This is a genomic window from Streptomyces sp. NPDC058198 (genome assembly GCF_042882605.1).
In the GTDB taxonomy this organism is placed as follows: domain Bacteria; phylum Actinomycetota; class Actinomycetes; order Streptomycetales; family Streptomycetaceae; genus Streptomyces.
Genome location: NZ_JBHVVP010000014.1, coordinates 94,510 through 109,960, shown reverse-complemented (window position 1 = coordinate 109,960; position 15,451 = coordinate 94,510). Strand labels below are relative to the sequence as shown.

Below are 15,451 nucleotides of genomic sequence, written 5' to 3'. Positions count from 1 at the left end.
CAATAGTCCACAGGTGACCTCTCCCACCGACGCCGGCCTCCGCCGCGCCCGTCGCCCCGCCTGGGCCGGCCGCAACTACACACTGCTGACCGCCGCGGCGATCGCGACCAACCTGGGCAGCCAGGGCGCGCTGATCGCCTCGGCGTTCGCGGTGCTGGAGTCGGGCGGCGACGCGGGCGACGTGGGGCTGGTGGCCGCGGCCCGTACGATCCCGCTGGTTCTCTTCCTGCTGGTCGGCGGCGCCCTGGCCGACCGGTTGCCCCGCCACCGGGTGATGGTCGCCGCCAACACCCTCAACTGCCTCTCGCAGGCCGCCTTCGCCGCCCTCGTCCTCACGGGCGACCCGCTGCTGTGGCAGATGATGGCGCTGGCCGCGCTGGGCGGTACCGGGCACGCCTTCTTCAGCCCGGCCTCCGAAGGCATGCTGATGTCCAGCGTCAGCGGCGAACAGGCCGGCCGGGCCTTCGCCCTCTACCGGATGTCCATGCACGGCGCCGGAATCGGCGGCGCCGCCCTGGGCGGCGCGCTCATCGCGGTACTCGGCCCCGGCTGGGTGCTCGCCATCGACTCCGCCGCCTTCCTGGTGGCGGGCTCCCTGCGCGCCTTCCTCGATGTCAGCCACATCCCGGCGCGCGCGCCCGGCGGCGGCATGCTCGCCGATCTGCGCGACGGCTGGCGGGAGTTCGTGGGCAGGCCCTGGCTCTGGACCATCGTCGTGCAGTTCGCGGTGGTCAACGCGGTGGTCGTGGCGGCCGAGGCGGTGTACGGGCCGCTGGTCGCGCGGGACGAACTCGGCGGGGCGGGGCCCTGGGGTCTGGCGCTCGCCGCCTTCGGCGCGGGCACCGTGGGCGGCGCGCTGGTGATGATGCGCTGGAAGCCGCGCCGGCTGCTGCTCGCGGGCACGCTCTGCGTGTTCCCGCTCGCGCTGCCGTCGGCCGGGCTGGCGGTGCCGCTGCCGGCCGTGGGGCTGGCGCTGGTGATGTTCCTGACGGGTCTCTCGGTCGAGGTGTTCGGTGTCTCCTGGATGACCGCCCTGCACCAGGAGATCCCGGAGGAGAAGCTCTCCCGGGTCTCCGCGTACGACATGCTCGGCTCCATCGGCATGATTCCGGTGGCCACGGCGCTGGCGGGACCGGCGGAGAGCGCCTTCGGGCGCTCCACCGCGCTGTGGGGCTGTTCCGCGCTGATCGTGCTGCTGACGGCCGCGGTGCTGACCGTTCCGGACGTCCGCCGACTGACCCGCAGGACGACGTCGAAGACGGAGCGGGCCTCGGTGGCCCCGGCCGCAGCCGCCGCCGTGTCAGCCGATGCTGAAAGCGCCGTCGGGCGGCCGGGGTGACGGCACCGCGCCGGTGTCCCGTACGACCGCCGCGTCCCCGATGAAGCGCCGCAGCGACGGGCCGTGCTGGACCCGGGCGGGAAAGACGTCGGAGGCGGTGCGGCGGGCCAGGGCCGCCGTGTCGATCGGGGTGTGCGAGGCGACCAGCACGGCGTTGCCGAAGCGGCGGCCGCGCAGTACGGCCGGCTCCGCGATCAGCGCCAGCTCCTCGAACACCTCGGCGAAGGTGGCCAGTTGGGAGCGGAGGAAGTCGAAGGGCGCCCCGTCGGCCAGATTGGCGGCGTAGACCCCGCCCGTACGCAGCACCCGCTCGGCCTCCCGCGCGTACTCGACGGAGGTGATGTGGGCGGGGATCCGGGAGCCACCGAAGACATCGGCGATCAGGATGTCCGCCGAGCGGGCCGGCGCGGCTTCGAGCCGGTGGCGGGCGTCCGCGCCGTGCACGGTGATCCCGGCGCTCTTCGGTATCGGCAGCAGCTCGGCGACCAGCGCCAGCAGCCCCGCGTCGGCCTCCACCACCTGCTGCGAGGAACCGGGCCGGGTGGCGGCGACATAGCGGGGCAGGGTGAACGCCCCACCGCCGAGATGGAGCACGGTCAGCGGCTCACCCGCCGCGGCGGCGCAGTCGACGACATGGGCGAGGCGCCGCACGTACTCGAACTCCAGATGGGTCGGCTCGTCCAGATCGACGTACGACTGGGGCGCGCCGTCGACCGTCAGCAGCCAGGCCCGCTCCCGGTCCACATCGGGCAGCAATCTGGCGGTGCCGCGGTCCACGGCACGGATGACGGGGATGGGCTCGTTCACCGTCCCATTGTGCGCCGCGGGCCGGTCCCGTCGCGGGCCGGGGTCGCGCACGGCCCGCGCCCGTCCCCCTGGAGTGCGGGGAGACAGGCGCGGGCCGCCCTGGCGGGGGCGGGTCACCCCGGGAGTGTCACAGCAGCGAGGTGACCGTGCCCGCGCCGACCGTGCGGCCGCCCTCACGGATCGCGAAGCCGAGCCCCGGCTCCAGCGGTACGTCACGGCCCAGCTCCACGGTCATGGTGACGGTGGTGCCGGGGCGCGCGACGGCCGCCTCACCGAGGTCGATGTCGCCGACCACGTCCGCCGTGCGGATGTAGAACTGAGGCCGGTAGCCGCTGGCGACCGGGGTGGTACGGCCGCCCTCGCTCGCGGAGAGGACGTACACCTGCGCGGTGAAGCGCCGGCTCGGGACGACACTGCCCGGCGCCGCCACCACATGGCCGCGCCGGACCGCGTCCCGCGCCATGCCGCGCAGCAGCAGCGCGACATTGTCCCCGGCCTCCGCGGACTCCATCGGCTTGCCGAAGGTCTCCAGGCCGGTGACCGTGCTGGTCTGCGGACCCGTGTCGGCGCCGAGCACCTCCACCCGGTCGCCCACCCGGACCGTGCCGCGCTCCACGGCGCCGGTGACGACCGTGCCGCGCCCGGTAATGGTGAGGACGTTCTCCACCGGGAGCAAAAACGGCGCGTCCGTGTACCTGATGGGCATCGGCACATAGGTGTCGACGGCGTCGAGCAGCGCCTCCACGGCCGCCGTCCAGCGCGGGTCGCCCGCCAGGGCCCGCAGGCCCGACACCCGGACGACGGGCACCGCGTCGCCGCCGTAGCCGTGCCGGCTGAGCAGTTCGCGGACCTCCAGATCGACCAGGTCGGTCAGCTCGTCGTCGCCCGCGTCGGCCTTGTTGAGTGCGACGACGATGTGGTTGACACCGACCTGGCGGGCGAGCAGGACGTGCTCGGCGGTCTGCGGCATGATCCCGTCGAGCGCGGAGACGACGAGGATCGCCCCGTCGAGCTGGGCGGCGCCGGTCACCATGTTCTTGATGTAGTCGGCGTGGCCCGGCATGTCCACATGCGCGTAGTGCCGGGTGTCGGTCTCGTACTCGACATGCGCGATGTTGATGGTGATCCCCCGGGCCGCCTCCTCCGGGGCCCGGTCGATCCGGTCGAACGGGACGTAGGAGGTACCGCTGCCGGCGCGGTCGCTGAGGACCTTGGTGATGGCGGCGGTCAGGGTGGTCTTGCCGTGGTCGACATGGCCCATGGTGCCGATGTTCAGGTGCGGCTTGGTGCGCACGTATGCCGTCTTGGGCATGGTTCCTTCCAGGAACTCGAAGCGTGAGGTGGACCCCTGGGCCTTGCCGACCCTCCCCCTGTGGGGTCCGCCGGACGATCCGGGAAGGGTCAGCTTCGGGCGCCGCCGAAGGGCGCTGCCGCGGTGAATGCGGCTGCGGTGAACGCGGCCGTGATGAACGTGGCTGTGGTGAACGCGGCAGCCCTCGGCGCGTCCGCGACTGCGGACGGCGCTGCGAGGAAGGCGTACCGGGACATGTCGCTGATCCTCGCCCACGGCCACCGTCGCGTCGAATGGTTTTCCGCGGCCCGGCGACCGGGGCGGAGGTTCCTCAAGGCGCCGCGGTTGTGGCCGGTCTGTGCGGAGAGCGTGGCGTCTTGCCGTGAATGACAGGGTTTCGCACGGTCGTCGGGACGATCACACACGCTTGTCGGTTAGTCTCCCCGAATGCTCGACACCGTCCCCAGGCCGTCCCCGGGCCTCGCTGTCCGCTGCTCCAGGGCGCTGCTCTCGCCCTGGTCGCGTCTGTCTCTGCTCGTGGTCGTGCTGGGCGCGGCGGCCGCGGCTGTGCTGCTGTACGAGCCGCAGAGACTGCTCTCGGACGGCTGGCCGGCGCAGCTCAGCGGCGGCGCCGCCGTCGTGCTGTTCGCCGTGGCGTACGGGCTGTGTGCCGTCGCGTTCGTACCGCGTCCGCTGCTCAATCTCGCCGCCGGAGCGCTCTTCGGCTCGCAGCTCGGGCTCCCCGCGGCGCTCGCGGGGACGGTGCTGGGCGCGGGGATCGCCTTCGGGCTGGGCCGTTTCCTCGGGCAGGAGGCGCTGCGTCCGCTGCTGCGGGGGCGCTGGCTGAAGGCGGCCGACGGTCAGCTCAGCCGGCACGGCTTCCGGTCGATGCTGGCGGTCAGGCTCTTCCCCGGCGTGCCGTTCGCGGCGGCCAACTACTGCGCCGCCGTCTCCCGCATGGGATGGACGCCGTTCCTGCTGGCGACGGGGATCGGTTCGATCCCCAACACCGCGGCCTATGTGGTCGCGGGCAGCCAGGCGTCGTCCCCGACGTCGCCGGCGTTCCTGCTCGCGATGAGCTTCATCGTCCTCACCGGTCTGGGCGCGGCGGTGCTCGCCTGGCGCAAGCGCCACCGCCTCGGCGGACGCTGAGTCCGCGTCAGCCCGCGCCGAGCCCGAGGTCACCGCCGGGCGGCCGGGCGGAGAACCGCTCCACCTCCGCGTCCGTGACCTGCGCCAGCTCCTTCGGCGACCAGCGCGGCGCGCGGTCCTTGTCGATGACCTGGGCACGGATGCCCTCCAGCAGGTCAGGGGTGGTGAGCGCGGCGCACGAGGCGCGGTACTCCTGGTCGAGCACCTGCTCCAGCGTGGTCAGTCCGCGGGCCAGGCGCAGCGCGGCGAGGGTGGCCTTGAGGGCGGTGGGTGACCGGGTCAGGATCGTTTCCGCGGCCTCCTTCGACGCCGGCCGGCCGTCGCCGAGCAGCCGGTCGACGATCTCCTCCACCGAATCGGCCGCGTAACAGGCGTCGATCCAGCCCCGGTCCGCGGCGAGTTGGCCCTCCGGCGCGGAGCGCGCGTACCGGCGCACCGTCTCCCGTACGTCCGCGTCGGCGAGCTCGGCGCGCAGGTCGTCGAGCCGGTCCGAGGGTACGAAGTGGTCGGCGAGCCCGCACAGCAGCGCGTCCGCCGCGCCCACCGCCCTTCCGGTGAGGGCGAGATGCGTTCCCAGCTCGCCGGGCGCGCGGGACAGCAGATAGGTCCCGCCCACATCGGGGACCAGCCCGATGCCGGTCTCCGGCATGGCGACGGCCGAGCGCTCGGTGACGATCCGTACGCTGCCGTGCGCCGAGACACCGACTCCGCCGCCCATCACGATGCCGTCCATCAGGGCGACATACGGCTTGGGGTAGCGGGCGATACGGGCGTTGAGCCGGTACTCGTCGCGCCAGAAGGCGGTCGAGGCGTCCCCGCCGCCGGTGCGCGCGTCCTCGTGGATCGCGCGGATGTCACCGCCCGCGCACAGCCCGCGTTCACCCGCCCCGGAGATGATCACCGCGGCGACGCTCGCGTCCCGCTCCCACTCCGCCAGGGCCGCGGACATCGTCAGCACCATGGGGTGGGTGAGGGCGTTGAGGGCGCGGGGGCGGTTGAGCGTGATGTGGGCCGTGCGGCCCGCCCTGCCGGTCAGTACCGGTCCGTCCTGGCCCATGCTCTCGCTGGTTCCTTCCGTGATCCGACGCATGCGCCCCAGTATCGGACATGTCCGTTCCATGGATCTAGCTGGTCCCCGCCCCCTCCGTGGCTCTAGACGAGTCATTCCGAAGTCCCGTCTGCCCGGCGGTGTCCGGCACGCACGCTCGCGGCGTTGCCGAAATGCCCTAGTAGCTCCGCTACGAGGGCACCTCGGCGCCTTGCGATCGCACGCACCGGACACCGCCGGGCCCGCCCTCCGGGCGGACGACGCTACTTCGGAATAACTCGTCTACGCTGGGGACGCAGCTGGTTCGCCCTGCCCGCCAGGCAGACGCGTCGTAAGAGGGAACCCGGTGGGAATCCGGGACTGCCCCGCAGCGGTGAGTGGGAACGACCGCCGTCATACGCACTGGACGCACCGCGTCCGGGAAGCGACGGCCAGTAGGAGCCTCGTACCCGTACGGATACGTACGGTCACGGCCACGAGGCGTGCCCATGAGTCCGAAGACCTGCCACTGCCCGTGTGCGAGCACCGCACACGGAGATCTCGGTGACCTCGTGGGCGGGTCGGCGGTTCTCGGGCGGGCATGCGCGCGACGCGGTGTGCTTCGCCCCGGCTTCCGTTCCTTCGCTTCCCACGGGTCGACCCGGGATCGTTCCCGCATGACTCGCGAAGGAGAGTCCCGTGACACCCAAGTCCGCAGCCGCGGCGTCCCGGTCCACCGTCCATGGCTACCCGCGCCAGGGCCCCGACCGTGAACTGAAGAAGGCCATCGAGGGCTACTGGAAGGGCCGGGTCACCGCGGAAGCCCTGCGGGAGACCGCCGAGGGGCTGCGCCGCGACAACTGGCGGCAGCTGGCCGGTGCCGGTCTCGGTGAAGTGCCCACGGGTGACTTCTCGTACTACGACCATGTGCTCGACACCAGCGTCATGGTCGGCGCCGTCCCCGCCAGGCACCGGGCGGCCGTCGAGGCGGACGCCCTCGACGGCTACTTCGCCATGGCGCGCGGCGCGCAGGATATGGCGCCGCTGGAGATGACCAAGTGGTTCGACACCAATTACCACTATCTCGTCCCCGAGCTGGGCCCCGACACCGTCTTCCGCGCCGACTCGGCCAAGCAGGTCGGCGAGTTGCGCGAGGCCGTGGCGCTCGGCCACACCGCCCGGCCCGTGCTGGTCGGTCCCGTCACATATCTGCTGCTCGCCAAGCCCGCGCCGGGTGTGGCCGCCGGCTTCGAGCCGCTGACCCTGCTCGACCGGCTGCTCCCGGTGTACGCGGAGGTGCTGGCCGATCTCAGGGCCGCCGGCGCCGAGTGGGTGCAGCTCGACGAACCCGCGCTGGTCCAGGACCGTACGCCCGCCGAGCTGAACGCGACCGCGCGCGCCTACCGCGAGCTCGGGGCGCTCACCGACCGGCCCCAGCTGCTGGTGGCGTCGTACTTCGACCGGCTCGGCGAGGCGCTTCCCGTGCTGGCCAAAGCCCCCGTCGAGGGTCTCGCCCTGGACTTCACCGGTCCCGCCGCCGCCAACCTCCGCGACCTCGCGGCGGTCGGCGGCCTGCCCGGCAAGCGGCTCGTCGCCGGGGTGGTGGACGGCCGCAATGTGTGGATCAACGATCTCGCGGCCTCGCTGACCACCCTGGCCACGCTGCTCGGTCTCGCCGACCGGGTCGATGTGTCGGCATCCTGCTCCCTGCTGCACGTCCCGCTGGACACGGCGGCCGAGCGGGAGCTCGATCCGCAGCTCGCGCGGTGGCTGGCCTTCGCCCGCCAGAAGACCGACGAGGTCGTCACACTCGCGCGCGGTCTCGCCGGGGGCACAGGACCGATCACGGCCCGGCTCTCCGCGAACCGCGCCGATCTGGCCTCCCGGGCCTCCTCGGCGATCACGCGTGATCCCGCGGTACGGGCCCGCTCCGCGGCCGTGACCGCCGCGGACGCCCGCCGGGGCCAGCCGTACGCCGAGCGCACCGTCGCCCAGCGCGAGCGGCTCGGACTGCCGCTGCTGCCGACCACCACCATCGGCTCGTTCCCGCAGACCTCGGAGTTGCGCACGGCGCGCGCCGAGCGGCGGGCGGGACGGCTGGACGAGGCCGGCTACGACGAGCGGATCGAGGCCGAGATCCGTGAGGTGATCTCCTTCCAGGAGAAGGCCGGGATCGATGTCCTGGTGCACGGCGAGCCCGAACGCAACGACATGGTGCAGTACTTCGCCGAGCAGCTCACCGGCTATCTGGCCACCGGGCACGGCTGGGTCCAGTCGTACGGCACCCGCTATGTCCGTCCGCCGATCCTCGCCGGGGACATCTCGCGTCCCGCCCCGATGACCGTCGCCACGACCTCGTACGCGCAGTCGCTGACCGGCCGGCCCGTCAAGGGCATGCTGACGGGCCCGGTCACCATGCTGGCCTGGTCCTTCGTCCGTGACGACCAGCCGCTCGGCGAGACCGCGCGGCAGGTGGCGCTGGCGCTGCGGGACGAGGTCGCCGATCTGGAGGCCGCGGGGACGGCCGTCATCCAGGTGGACGAGCCGGCGCTGCGGGAGACCCTGCCGCTGCGCGCGGCGGACCGGCCCGGCTATCTGGAGTGGGCCACCGAGGCGTTCCGCCTCACGACGGCGGGTGTGCGTCCCGACACCCAGATCCACACGCACATGTGCTACGCGGAATTCGGCGACATCCTCACGGCCATCGACGACCTGGACGCCGACGTGATCAGCCTGGAGGCGGCCCGCTCCCACATGCGGGTCGCGGACGAGCTGGCCGCGGCCGGCTATCCGCGCGAGGTCGGTCCCGGTGTGTACGACATCCACTCGCCACGGGTGCCGTCGGCGGACGAGGCGGCGGCCCTGCTGGGCAAGGGACTTGAGGCGATTCCGGCGGAGCGGCTCTGGGTCAACCCCGACTGCGGGCTGAAGACGCGGGGCTGGGCGGAGGTGCGGGTGTCACTGGAGAACCTGGTGGCGGCGGCCCGGGCGACGCGGGAGCGTATGTCCTGACGCCGGTGGAACGCGGTGCCGGCGGACGGGAATCCGCCCGCCGGCACCGCGACCCGAACCGAGCGCTGGTGCCGGGAGGGGCGCTAGGAGAGATCCAGCGTCTCGATGATGCGTTCGGCGGCCAGGGTCGCGGTCAGCGTCCCTTCCCGTACCCGCTGTTCCAGCGCGGGCGCGACTTCCCGTACGCCGGGGTGCTCGCGGAGCCGGTCCAGGAGATGGTCACGGACCATCGACCAGGTCCAGTCGACCTGCTGGTCACGGCGCTTGCGCGCCAGCCGGCCGTCGGCTTCGAGGACCGCGCGGTGCTGTTCGAGGCGCTCCCAGACGGTGTCGAGGCCGCTGCCCTCGCGTGCGCTGCAACTGAGCACCGGCGGTGTCCAGGCGGCGTCCACCGGATGCATCAGCCGCAGCGCGCCCGCGAGTTCACGGGCGGCCGAGCGCGCGTCGCGTTCGTGCGGACCGTCGGCCTTGTTGACGGTGATGACGTCCGCCAGCTCCAGGACGCCCTTCTTGATGCCCTGGAGCTGGTCGCCGGTGCGGGCGAGGGTGAGCAGCAGGAAGGAGTCGACCATATTGGCGACGGTGGTCTCCGACTGGCCGACGCCGACGGTCTCGACGAGCACCACGTCGTACCCCGCGGCCTCCATCACGATGATGGTCTCGCGGGTCGCTTTGGCGACGCCGCCCAGCGTGCCGGCCGTGGGCGAGGGACGGACGAACGCCGCCGGGTCCACCGCCAGCCGCTCCATCCGGGTCTTGTCCCCCAGGATGGAGCCGCCGGTCCTGCTGGAGGACGGGTCGACGGCCAGCACCGCGACCCGGTGGCCCAGACCGGTGAGCAGCGTCCCCAGCGCGTCGATGAAGGTGGACTTGCCGACGCCCGGCACCCCGCTGATGCCGATCCGGCGTGCCTTTCCCGCGTACGGCAGCAGCTCGGTCAGCAGCCGCTGGGCGAGCGCCCGGTGGTCGGGCCTGGTGGACTCCACCAACGTGATGGCACGGGCGATGTACGAACGGGAGCCGTCCAGAACGCCCTTGGCGTAGCTGTCGATGTCGATCCGTGACGGCACGCGCTCACCGCTCGTGGCCGAGGGCGGCGGCCAGCCCCGTCAGCAGGTCGTACGCGGCGTCCGGGATCACCGTGCCCGGCGGGAAGACCGCGGCGGCCCCGGCGCGGTGCAGCTCCTCGATGTCCTGCGGCGGGATCACCCCGCCGACGACGATCATGATGTCCTCCCGGCCCTCCGCCGCCAGCTCCTCGCGCAGCGCCGGTACGAGCGTGAGATGCCCGGCGGCCAGCGAGGAGACGCCGACGATGTGCACGTCCGCCTCCACCGCCTGCCGCGCCACCTCGGCCGGCGTCTGGAACAGCGGGCCGACGTCGACGTCGAAGCCCAGGTCGGCGAAGGCCGTGGCGATCACCTTCTGGCCACGGTCATGGCCGTCCTGGCCCATCTTGGCCACCAGGATGCGCGGGCGGCGGCCCTCGGCGCTCTCGAAGTCCCCGACCGCCGCACGGGTGCGCTCCACGGCCGGGGAGGTGCCTGCCTCGTTGCGGTACACACCGGAGATCGTACGGATCTGCCCGGAGTGGCGCCCGTACACCTTCTCCAGGGCGTCGGAGATCTCCCCGACGGTCGCCATCGCGCGGGCCGCGTTCACCGCGAGATGCAGCAGATTGCCTTCCAGGCCGGAGCCCGGTCCCGCCTCCGCCGCGGCGGTGAGGGCGCGCAGCGCGTCCTGGCAGACGTTCTCGTCGCGCTCGGCGCGCAGCCGCCGCAGTTTCTCGATCTGCTGGGTGCGTACCGAGGAGTTGTCGACCTTGAGCACGTCGATCTTCTCGTCGGTCTCCACCCGGTACTTGTTGACGCCGATGACGGGCTGGCGTCCCGAGTCGATCCGCGCCTGGGTACGGGCCGCGGCCTCTTCGACACGCAGTTTGGGGATGCCGGCGTCGATGGCCTGCGCCATGCCGCCGGCTGCCTCGACCTCCTCGATGTGCTGCCAGGCACGCCGGGCGAGATCGTGGGTCAGCTTCTCGACGTACGCGCTGCCGCCCCAGGGGTCGATCACCCGGCAGGTCCCGGACTCCTGCTGGAGCAGCAGCTGGGTGTTGCGGGCGATCCGGGCGGAGAAGTCGGTGGGCAGGGCCAGCGCCTCGTCCAGCGCGTTGGTGTGCAGCGACTGGGTGTGGCCCTGGGTGGCGGCCATCGCCTCCACACAGGTACGGGTGACGTTGTTGAAGACGTCCTGCGCCGTGAGCGACCAGCCGGAGGTCTGCGAATGGGTGCGCAGCGACAGCGACTTGGCGTTCTTCGGGTCGAACTGCTTGACCAGCCTGGCCCACAGCAGCCGGGCCGCCCGCAACTTGGCGATCTCCATGAAGAAGTTCATGCCGATGGCCCAGAAGAAGGAGAGCCGGGGCGCGAACGCGTCCACATCGAGCCCGGTCCCGAGCCCGGCGCGCAGGTACTCCACGCCGTCGGCGAGGGTGTAGGCCAGCTCCAGGTCGGCCGTCGCGCCCGCTTCCTGGATGTGGTAGCCGGAGATGGAGATGGAGTTGTAGCGCGGCATCTTCTGCGAGGTGTACGCGAAGATGTCGGAGATGATCCGCATCGAGGGCTTGGGCGGATAGATGTAGGTATTGCGGACCATGAACTCTTTGAGGATGTCGTTCTGGATGGTCCCGGCCAGCTTCTCGGGCGGTACGCCCTGTTCCTCGGCGGCCACGATGTACAGGGCGAGTACGGGCAGTACGGCGCCGTTCATCGTCATCGACACGCTCATCCGGTCCAGCGGGATGCCGTCGAACAGCTGGCGCATGTCATAGATCGAGTCGATGGCCACGCCCGCCATGCCGACGTCGCCCGTCACCCGGGGGTGGTCGCTGTCGTAGCCGCGGTGGGTCGGCAGGTCGAAGGCGACCGACAGGCCCTTCTGCCCGGCGGCGAGGTTGCGCCGGTAGAAGGCGTTGGACTCCTCGGCGGTGGAGAACCCGGCGTACTGCCGGATGGTCCAGGGCTGGTTGACGTACATCGTCGGGTACGGACCGCGCAGATACGGGGCGATGCCGGGGTACGTGGCGAGGAAGTCGAGGCCCGCCGTGTCCTGGGCGGTGTACAGGGGTTTGACGGCGATGCCCTCGGGGGTGTCCCAGACGAAGTCCCCGTCGGCCTTGCCGGTGTGCTCCTTGACGGCCGTACGCCACTGGTCCTCGGTGACCGCGGCTCCTTCGCCGGGTCCGAGGTCGATCTCGGAGAAGTCCGGGATCCGCATCACGCCACTCCCATCCGGTCGAGGACGGAGGTGAGAACGGCGACCGCGTCGCCGCCCGCGGCGACGAACTCGTCGACTCCGGCCCGTAGATATGTCTCACGCTGCTCGCCGGGGCGGCCGGCGAGGAACACCCGCCGGGCACCGGCGGACTTGAGTGCTTCCGCGACGGACGCGGCCCGCTCCGCGTAGAGCGCGTCGCTGGAGCAGAGGCAGGCGACGGTGGCCCCGCTGCGGGTGAAGGCGTCGGCGGCCGTGGACGCGTCGACGGACACCGGGTCGTGGACCGGCTCGATCCCGCCGGCCTGGAAGAGACTGGCGGCGAAGGTGGCCCGCGCGGTGTGCGCGGCGGCCGGGCCGAGGGCGGCGAGGAAGACCCGTGGCCGCGCGCCGGTGGCGGCGAGATGGGCGTCGGAGCGGGCGCGGAGCGCCTCGTACGCCTCGTCGCGGCGGACCGTGGGCAGTCCGCCCGCCGGGGCCGCCGGCGCCGCGTCGCGCTCCACCGGAGCCTGGCCGAGCTGCGGGAACTCACTGACGCCCGTGATGGGTTCGCGGCGCCGGGCCAGCTGTCCCGCACGCTCCTCCCAGGTCGCCGCGAGCCGCTCGCCGACCAGCCCGTCGCGCAGCGCGGCGCGCTGGCCTCCGGCGCGCTCGATCTCCTGGAACCACGCCCAGGCGGCGTGGGCGAGTTCGTCGGTGAGCCGCTCCACGTACCAGGAGCCGCCCGCCGGATCGATGACCCGGCCCAGGTGGGATTCCTCCAGCAGGATCGTCGAGGTGTTGCGGGCGATCCTGCGCGCGAACGCGTCGGGCAGCCCGAGGGCGTGGTCGAAGGGCAGTACGGTGACGGCGTCGGCGCCGCCCACCCCGGCCGCCAGCGAGGCGACCGTCGTGCGCAGCATGTTCACCCAGGGGTCGCGCCGGGTCATCATCACCGAGGAGGTCACCGCGTGCTGGCGCTGCGCGCCGGCCGCCGGATCCGCGCCGCAGACCTGCGCCACCCGGGACCACAGCCGCCGCGCGGCGCGGAGTTTCGCGATGGTCAGGAACTGGTCGGCGGTGGCCGCGTAGCGGAATTCCAGCTGTCCGCAGGCGGCTTCGACGGAGAGTCCGGCGGCGGTGAGGTCGCGCAGCCAGCCGACGCCGGTGGCGAGCGAACAGCCCAGTTCCTGCGCGTCCGAGGCGCCGGCCTCGTGGTACGGCAGCGCGTCCACCGTGACGGCGCGCAGGCCGGGGTACTCCCGGTGGCAGAGCGCGGCGAGTTCGGCGGCCTCTTCGGTGGAGCCGGCCGTTTCCCGTCCCGTACGGGCGAGTTGCCCGACGGGGTCCGCGCCGAGGGTGCCGCGGGCGTCCTGGCGCCCCACCCCGCGCTCGCGGTACAGCCGCAGCAACTCCCGTGCGGCGGGCCCGAACGCGTCACCGGCGTCGAGCGCGACGGGGGCCAGGTCGAGGTAGACCCCGTCGAGCACCGTCTCGAGACCGGACACCGGCACGCCGCAGGCGCCGACGGTCAGCCACAGGGAGGTGGCCCCGTTCTCCAGGTCGGACAGGACGGCCTCATTGGTCCGCGCGGGATCCGGCCGCGTATGACGCTGCCGTACGTCCCAGCCGGCGACGGCGCCGCCCGCCGGTCTGCCGCCCCGGGTGAACGGCGGGAAGCCGGGGTAGCCGGCGTCGCCCGGGGCGTCGTCGGCGGTGTACAGGGGACGGGTGGCAAGCCCGTCCTGGAGCGTCGTGGAGAGCGCGTCCTCGGCCGCCGGCCCCGAGATGTCCCGACCCGACTTGCGCAGTACGCCTTCGACCAGGCTCTGCCACTGTTCGCGGGTCGCATCGGGGAACTCGGCGGCCAGGGAGAGCCCGTCGTCAGGCAGGACCGTCATGACCAGATGTTAAGACAGCTCACGGAACGAGCAGCAGGGCGCGTCCATGTGACCTTTCCCTCGCTGTACCGGCCCGGATTTAGGTCTTTCACGGCGCGTCATTCCCTACGCGACGCGCGCGCGACCCGTTGGTGGCAGGGGCCTGGCCGCAGTCGCGTCATCCGCAGACGCTACGCTGCCCACGACCGGCACGTGATCGCCATCGCTCTCGCACTGGGCACATCACCTTCGATCCCGCGCATCGACCGTCAGCCCTCAGTCCGCCACTGCGCCGGGGTTCCACCGGCCAGTGCATGATCATTCCTTGGATGGCGTAGCACCTCATGTCTTGGTTCGAATCTTTCATCCTCGGGCTCGTCCAGGGGCTGACCGAGTTCCTGCCCATCTCCTCCAGCGCCCATCTGCGGCTGACCGCGGCGTTCGCCGGCTGGCACGACCCGGGTGCGGCGTTCACCGCGATCACCCAGATCGGCACGGAGGCGGCCGTCCTGATCTACTTCCGCAAGGACATCGCCCGGATCATCTCCGCGTGGTCCCGCTCGCTGACGAACAAGGCGATGCGCGGCGACCACGACGCCAAGATGGGCTGGCTGGTCATCGTCGGCTCGATCCCGATCGGTGTGCTCGGCATCACCTTCAAGGACCAGATCGAGGGCCCGTTCCGCGATCTGCGCCTGATCGCCGTCACGCTGATCGTGATGGGCATCGTGCTCGGCATCGCCGACCGCCTCGCCGCCCGTGACGAGACCGGCGGCAAGCACCGCGCCGTCAAGGAGCGCAAGTCGCTCAGGGAGCTGGGCGTCAGGGACGGTCTGATCTTCGGCTTCTGCCAGGCCCTGGCCCTGGTGCCCGGTGTCTCCCGCTCGGGCGCCACCATCAGCGGTGGCCTGCTGATGGGGTACACCCGCGAGGCGGCGGCGCGCTATTCGTTCCTGCTCGCGATCCCCGCGGTCCTCGCCTCGGGCGTCTTCGAGCTGAAGGACGCGGGTGAGGGCCATGTGTCGTGGGGCCCGACGATCTTCGCCACACTCATCGCGTTCGTCGTGGGCTACGCGGTCATCGCGTGGTTCATGAAGTTCATCACGACCAAGAGCTTCATGCCGTTCGTGATCTACCGGATCCTGCTCGGTATCGCCCTGTTCGTCCTGATCGGTACGGACACCCTGAGCCCGCACGCGGGCGAGTCGGGCGGCTGACCGACGCCGGCGGGGGCGGGGCGGGCGGCCCGGGAACGACGAGTGTGAGCAAGGACGCTCCTTGATCGGTCCTCAGAGACCCCTCCCTGCCCCTAGGGTTTGTCACATGTCCTTCACTTCCGGATCCGCTTCCTCGGCCTCCGGCGCCGTCGCGGCCAACGAACGGATCCGCGCCCTCGTCGACGCGGCCGACGGGACGTGGCCCGCCGAGGCGTACGAGGTACTGCTCCTGGAGTGGGCCGCGGCCCTGCACGACGGCGTCGACGAGGCGGCCTGACCCTCGACGGCGGCCACGCCTCCGCCGTACGGCTCGGCGGCGACCGGGGCCGGACAGCCACCACGTGGGTGTATCCGCCCGGACGCGCCCGCGTCGCGCGTGTCCCGCACCCATGATCGACTGAGCATGTGGTCGCAGGATCTACACATCCGGACAAATGCCCGCATCCGATCGACGCGGCGCGTGCACGCGCGACG

General features: G+C 72.2%; 11 protein-coding genes and 1 riboswitch. Of the genes, 5 read left to right on the top strand and 6 right to left on the bottom strand.

The features are described from left to right. Positions 1–13 precede the first annotated feature (13 nt). Positions 14–1,339, top strand: coding sequence for an MFS transporter (locus tag ACFVWW_RS30585; protein WP_386878884.1), 1,326 nt, complete (start codon positions 14–16; stop codon positions 1,337–1,339). On the opposite strand, the gene ACFVWW_RS30580 is transcribed toward ACFVWW_RS30585, so the two are convergent. Beyond that, positions 1,301–2,146: a spermidine synthase gene (locus ACFVWW_RS30580; RefSeq protein WP_386878883.1), complete on the bottom strand. Its 846-nt coding sequence runs from the start codon at positions 2,144–2,146 to the stop codon at positions 1,301–1,303. The genes ACFVWW_RS30585 and ACFVWW_RS30580 overlap by 39 nt on opposite strands. 127 nt (positions 2,147–2,273) lie before the next feature. Next, positions 2,274–3,458 (bottom strand): elongation factor Tu, encoded by a 1,185-nt coding sequence (gene tuf / locus ACFVWW_RS30575; RefSeq protein WP_386878882.1) that lies wholly within the window; start codon positions 3,456–3,458, stop codon positions 2,274–2,276. Between the two features lie 426 nt (positions 3,459–3,884). Here tuf and ACFVWW_RS30570 point away from each other — a divergent pair, with 426 nt between their 5' ends. Further along, positions 3,885–4,589, top strand: a complete 705-nt coding sequence (locus ACFVWW_RS30570) for a TVP38/TMEM64 family protein (protein ID WP_384180733.1) — start codon at positions 3,885–3,887, stop codon at positions 4,587–4,589. A gap of 7 nt (positions 4,590–4,596) precedes the next feature. Here the strand turns inward: ACFVWW_RS30570 and ACFVWW_RS30565 are convergent, their stop codons facing one another. Further along, the gene (locus tag ACFVWW_RS30565) at positions 4,597–5,679 is read right to left on the bottom strand and encodes an enoyl-CoA hydratase/isomerase family protein (RefSeq protein WP_386878881.1); all 1,083 of its coding nucleotides are present in this window, start codon (positions 5,677–5,679) and stop codon (positions 4,597–4,599) included. Positions 5,680–5,920: 241 nt separating this feature from the next. After that, a riboswitch (cobalamin riboswitch) is annotated at positions 5,921–6,162 on the top strand. Between the two features lie 153 nt (positions 6,163–6,315). Here ACFVWW_RS30565 and metE point away from each other — a divergent pair. After that, entirely contained in the window at positions 6,316–8,628 is a 2,313-nt protein-coding gene (metE, locus tag ACFVWW_RS30560; RefSeq protein ID WP_386878880.1) for a 5-methyltetrahydropteroyltriglutamate--homocysteine S-methyltransferase, read from the top strand. An 83-nt stretch (positions 8,629–8,711) separates the two neighbouring features. Here metE and meaB read toward each other — a convergent pair whose 3' ends face one another. From meaB to ACFVWW_RS30545, 3 genes are read right to left on the bottom strand one after another with little or no spacing between them, the layout of a single operon-like run. Next, a complete protein-coding gene (meaB, locus tag ACFVWW_RS30555) occupies positions 8,712–9,698 on the bottom strand; it encodes a methylmalonyl Co-A mutase-associated GTPase MeaB (protein ID WP_384180739.1) in 987 nt (328 codons plus the stop codon). 4 nt (positions 9,699–9,702) lie between these two features. Beyond that, on the bottom strand, positions 9,703–11,904 hold the full coding sequence (scpA, locus tag ACFVWW_RS30550) for a methylmalonyl-CoA mutase (RefSeq protein ID WP_386878879.1): 2,202 nt from the start codon (positions 11,902–11,904) through the stop codon (positions 9,703–9,705). Further along, the gene (locus ACFVWW_RS30545; RefSeq protein ID WP_384331042.1) at positions 11,904–13,781 is read right to left on the bottom strand and encodes a methylmalonyl-CoA mutase family protein; all 1,878 of its coding nucleotides are present in this window, start codon (positions 13,779–13,781) and stop codon (positions 11,904–11,906) included. The genes scpA and ACFVWW_RS30545 overlap by 1 nt, the downstream gene beginning before the upstream one ends. 323 nt (positions 13,782–14,104) lie before the next feature. Between ACFVWW_RS30545 and ACFVWW_RS30540 the strand changes: the two genes are divergently transcribed. After that, positions 14,105–14,977, top strand: a complete 873-nt coding sequence (locus ACFVWW_RS30540; RefSeq protein WP_384180745.1) for an undecaprenyl-diphosphate phosphatase — start codon at positions 14,105–14,107, stop codon at positions 14,975–14,977. Between the two features lie 106 nt (positions 14,978–15,083). Continuing rightward, complete coding sequence (locus ACFVWW_RS30535; RefSeq protein ID WP_384180747.1) at positions 15,084–15,254, top strand: hypothetical protein; 171 nt, start codon at positions 15,084–15,086, stop codon at positions 15,252–15,254. Positions 15,255–15,451: the final 197 nt, after the last annotated feature.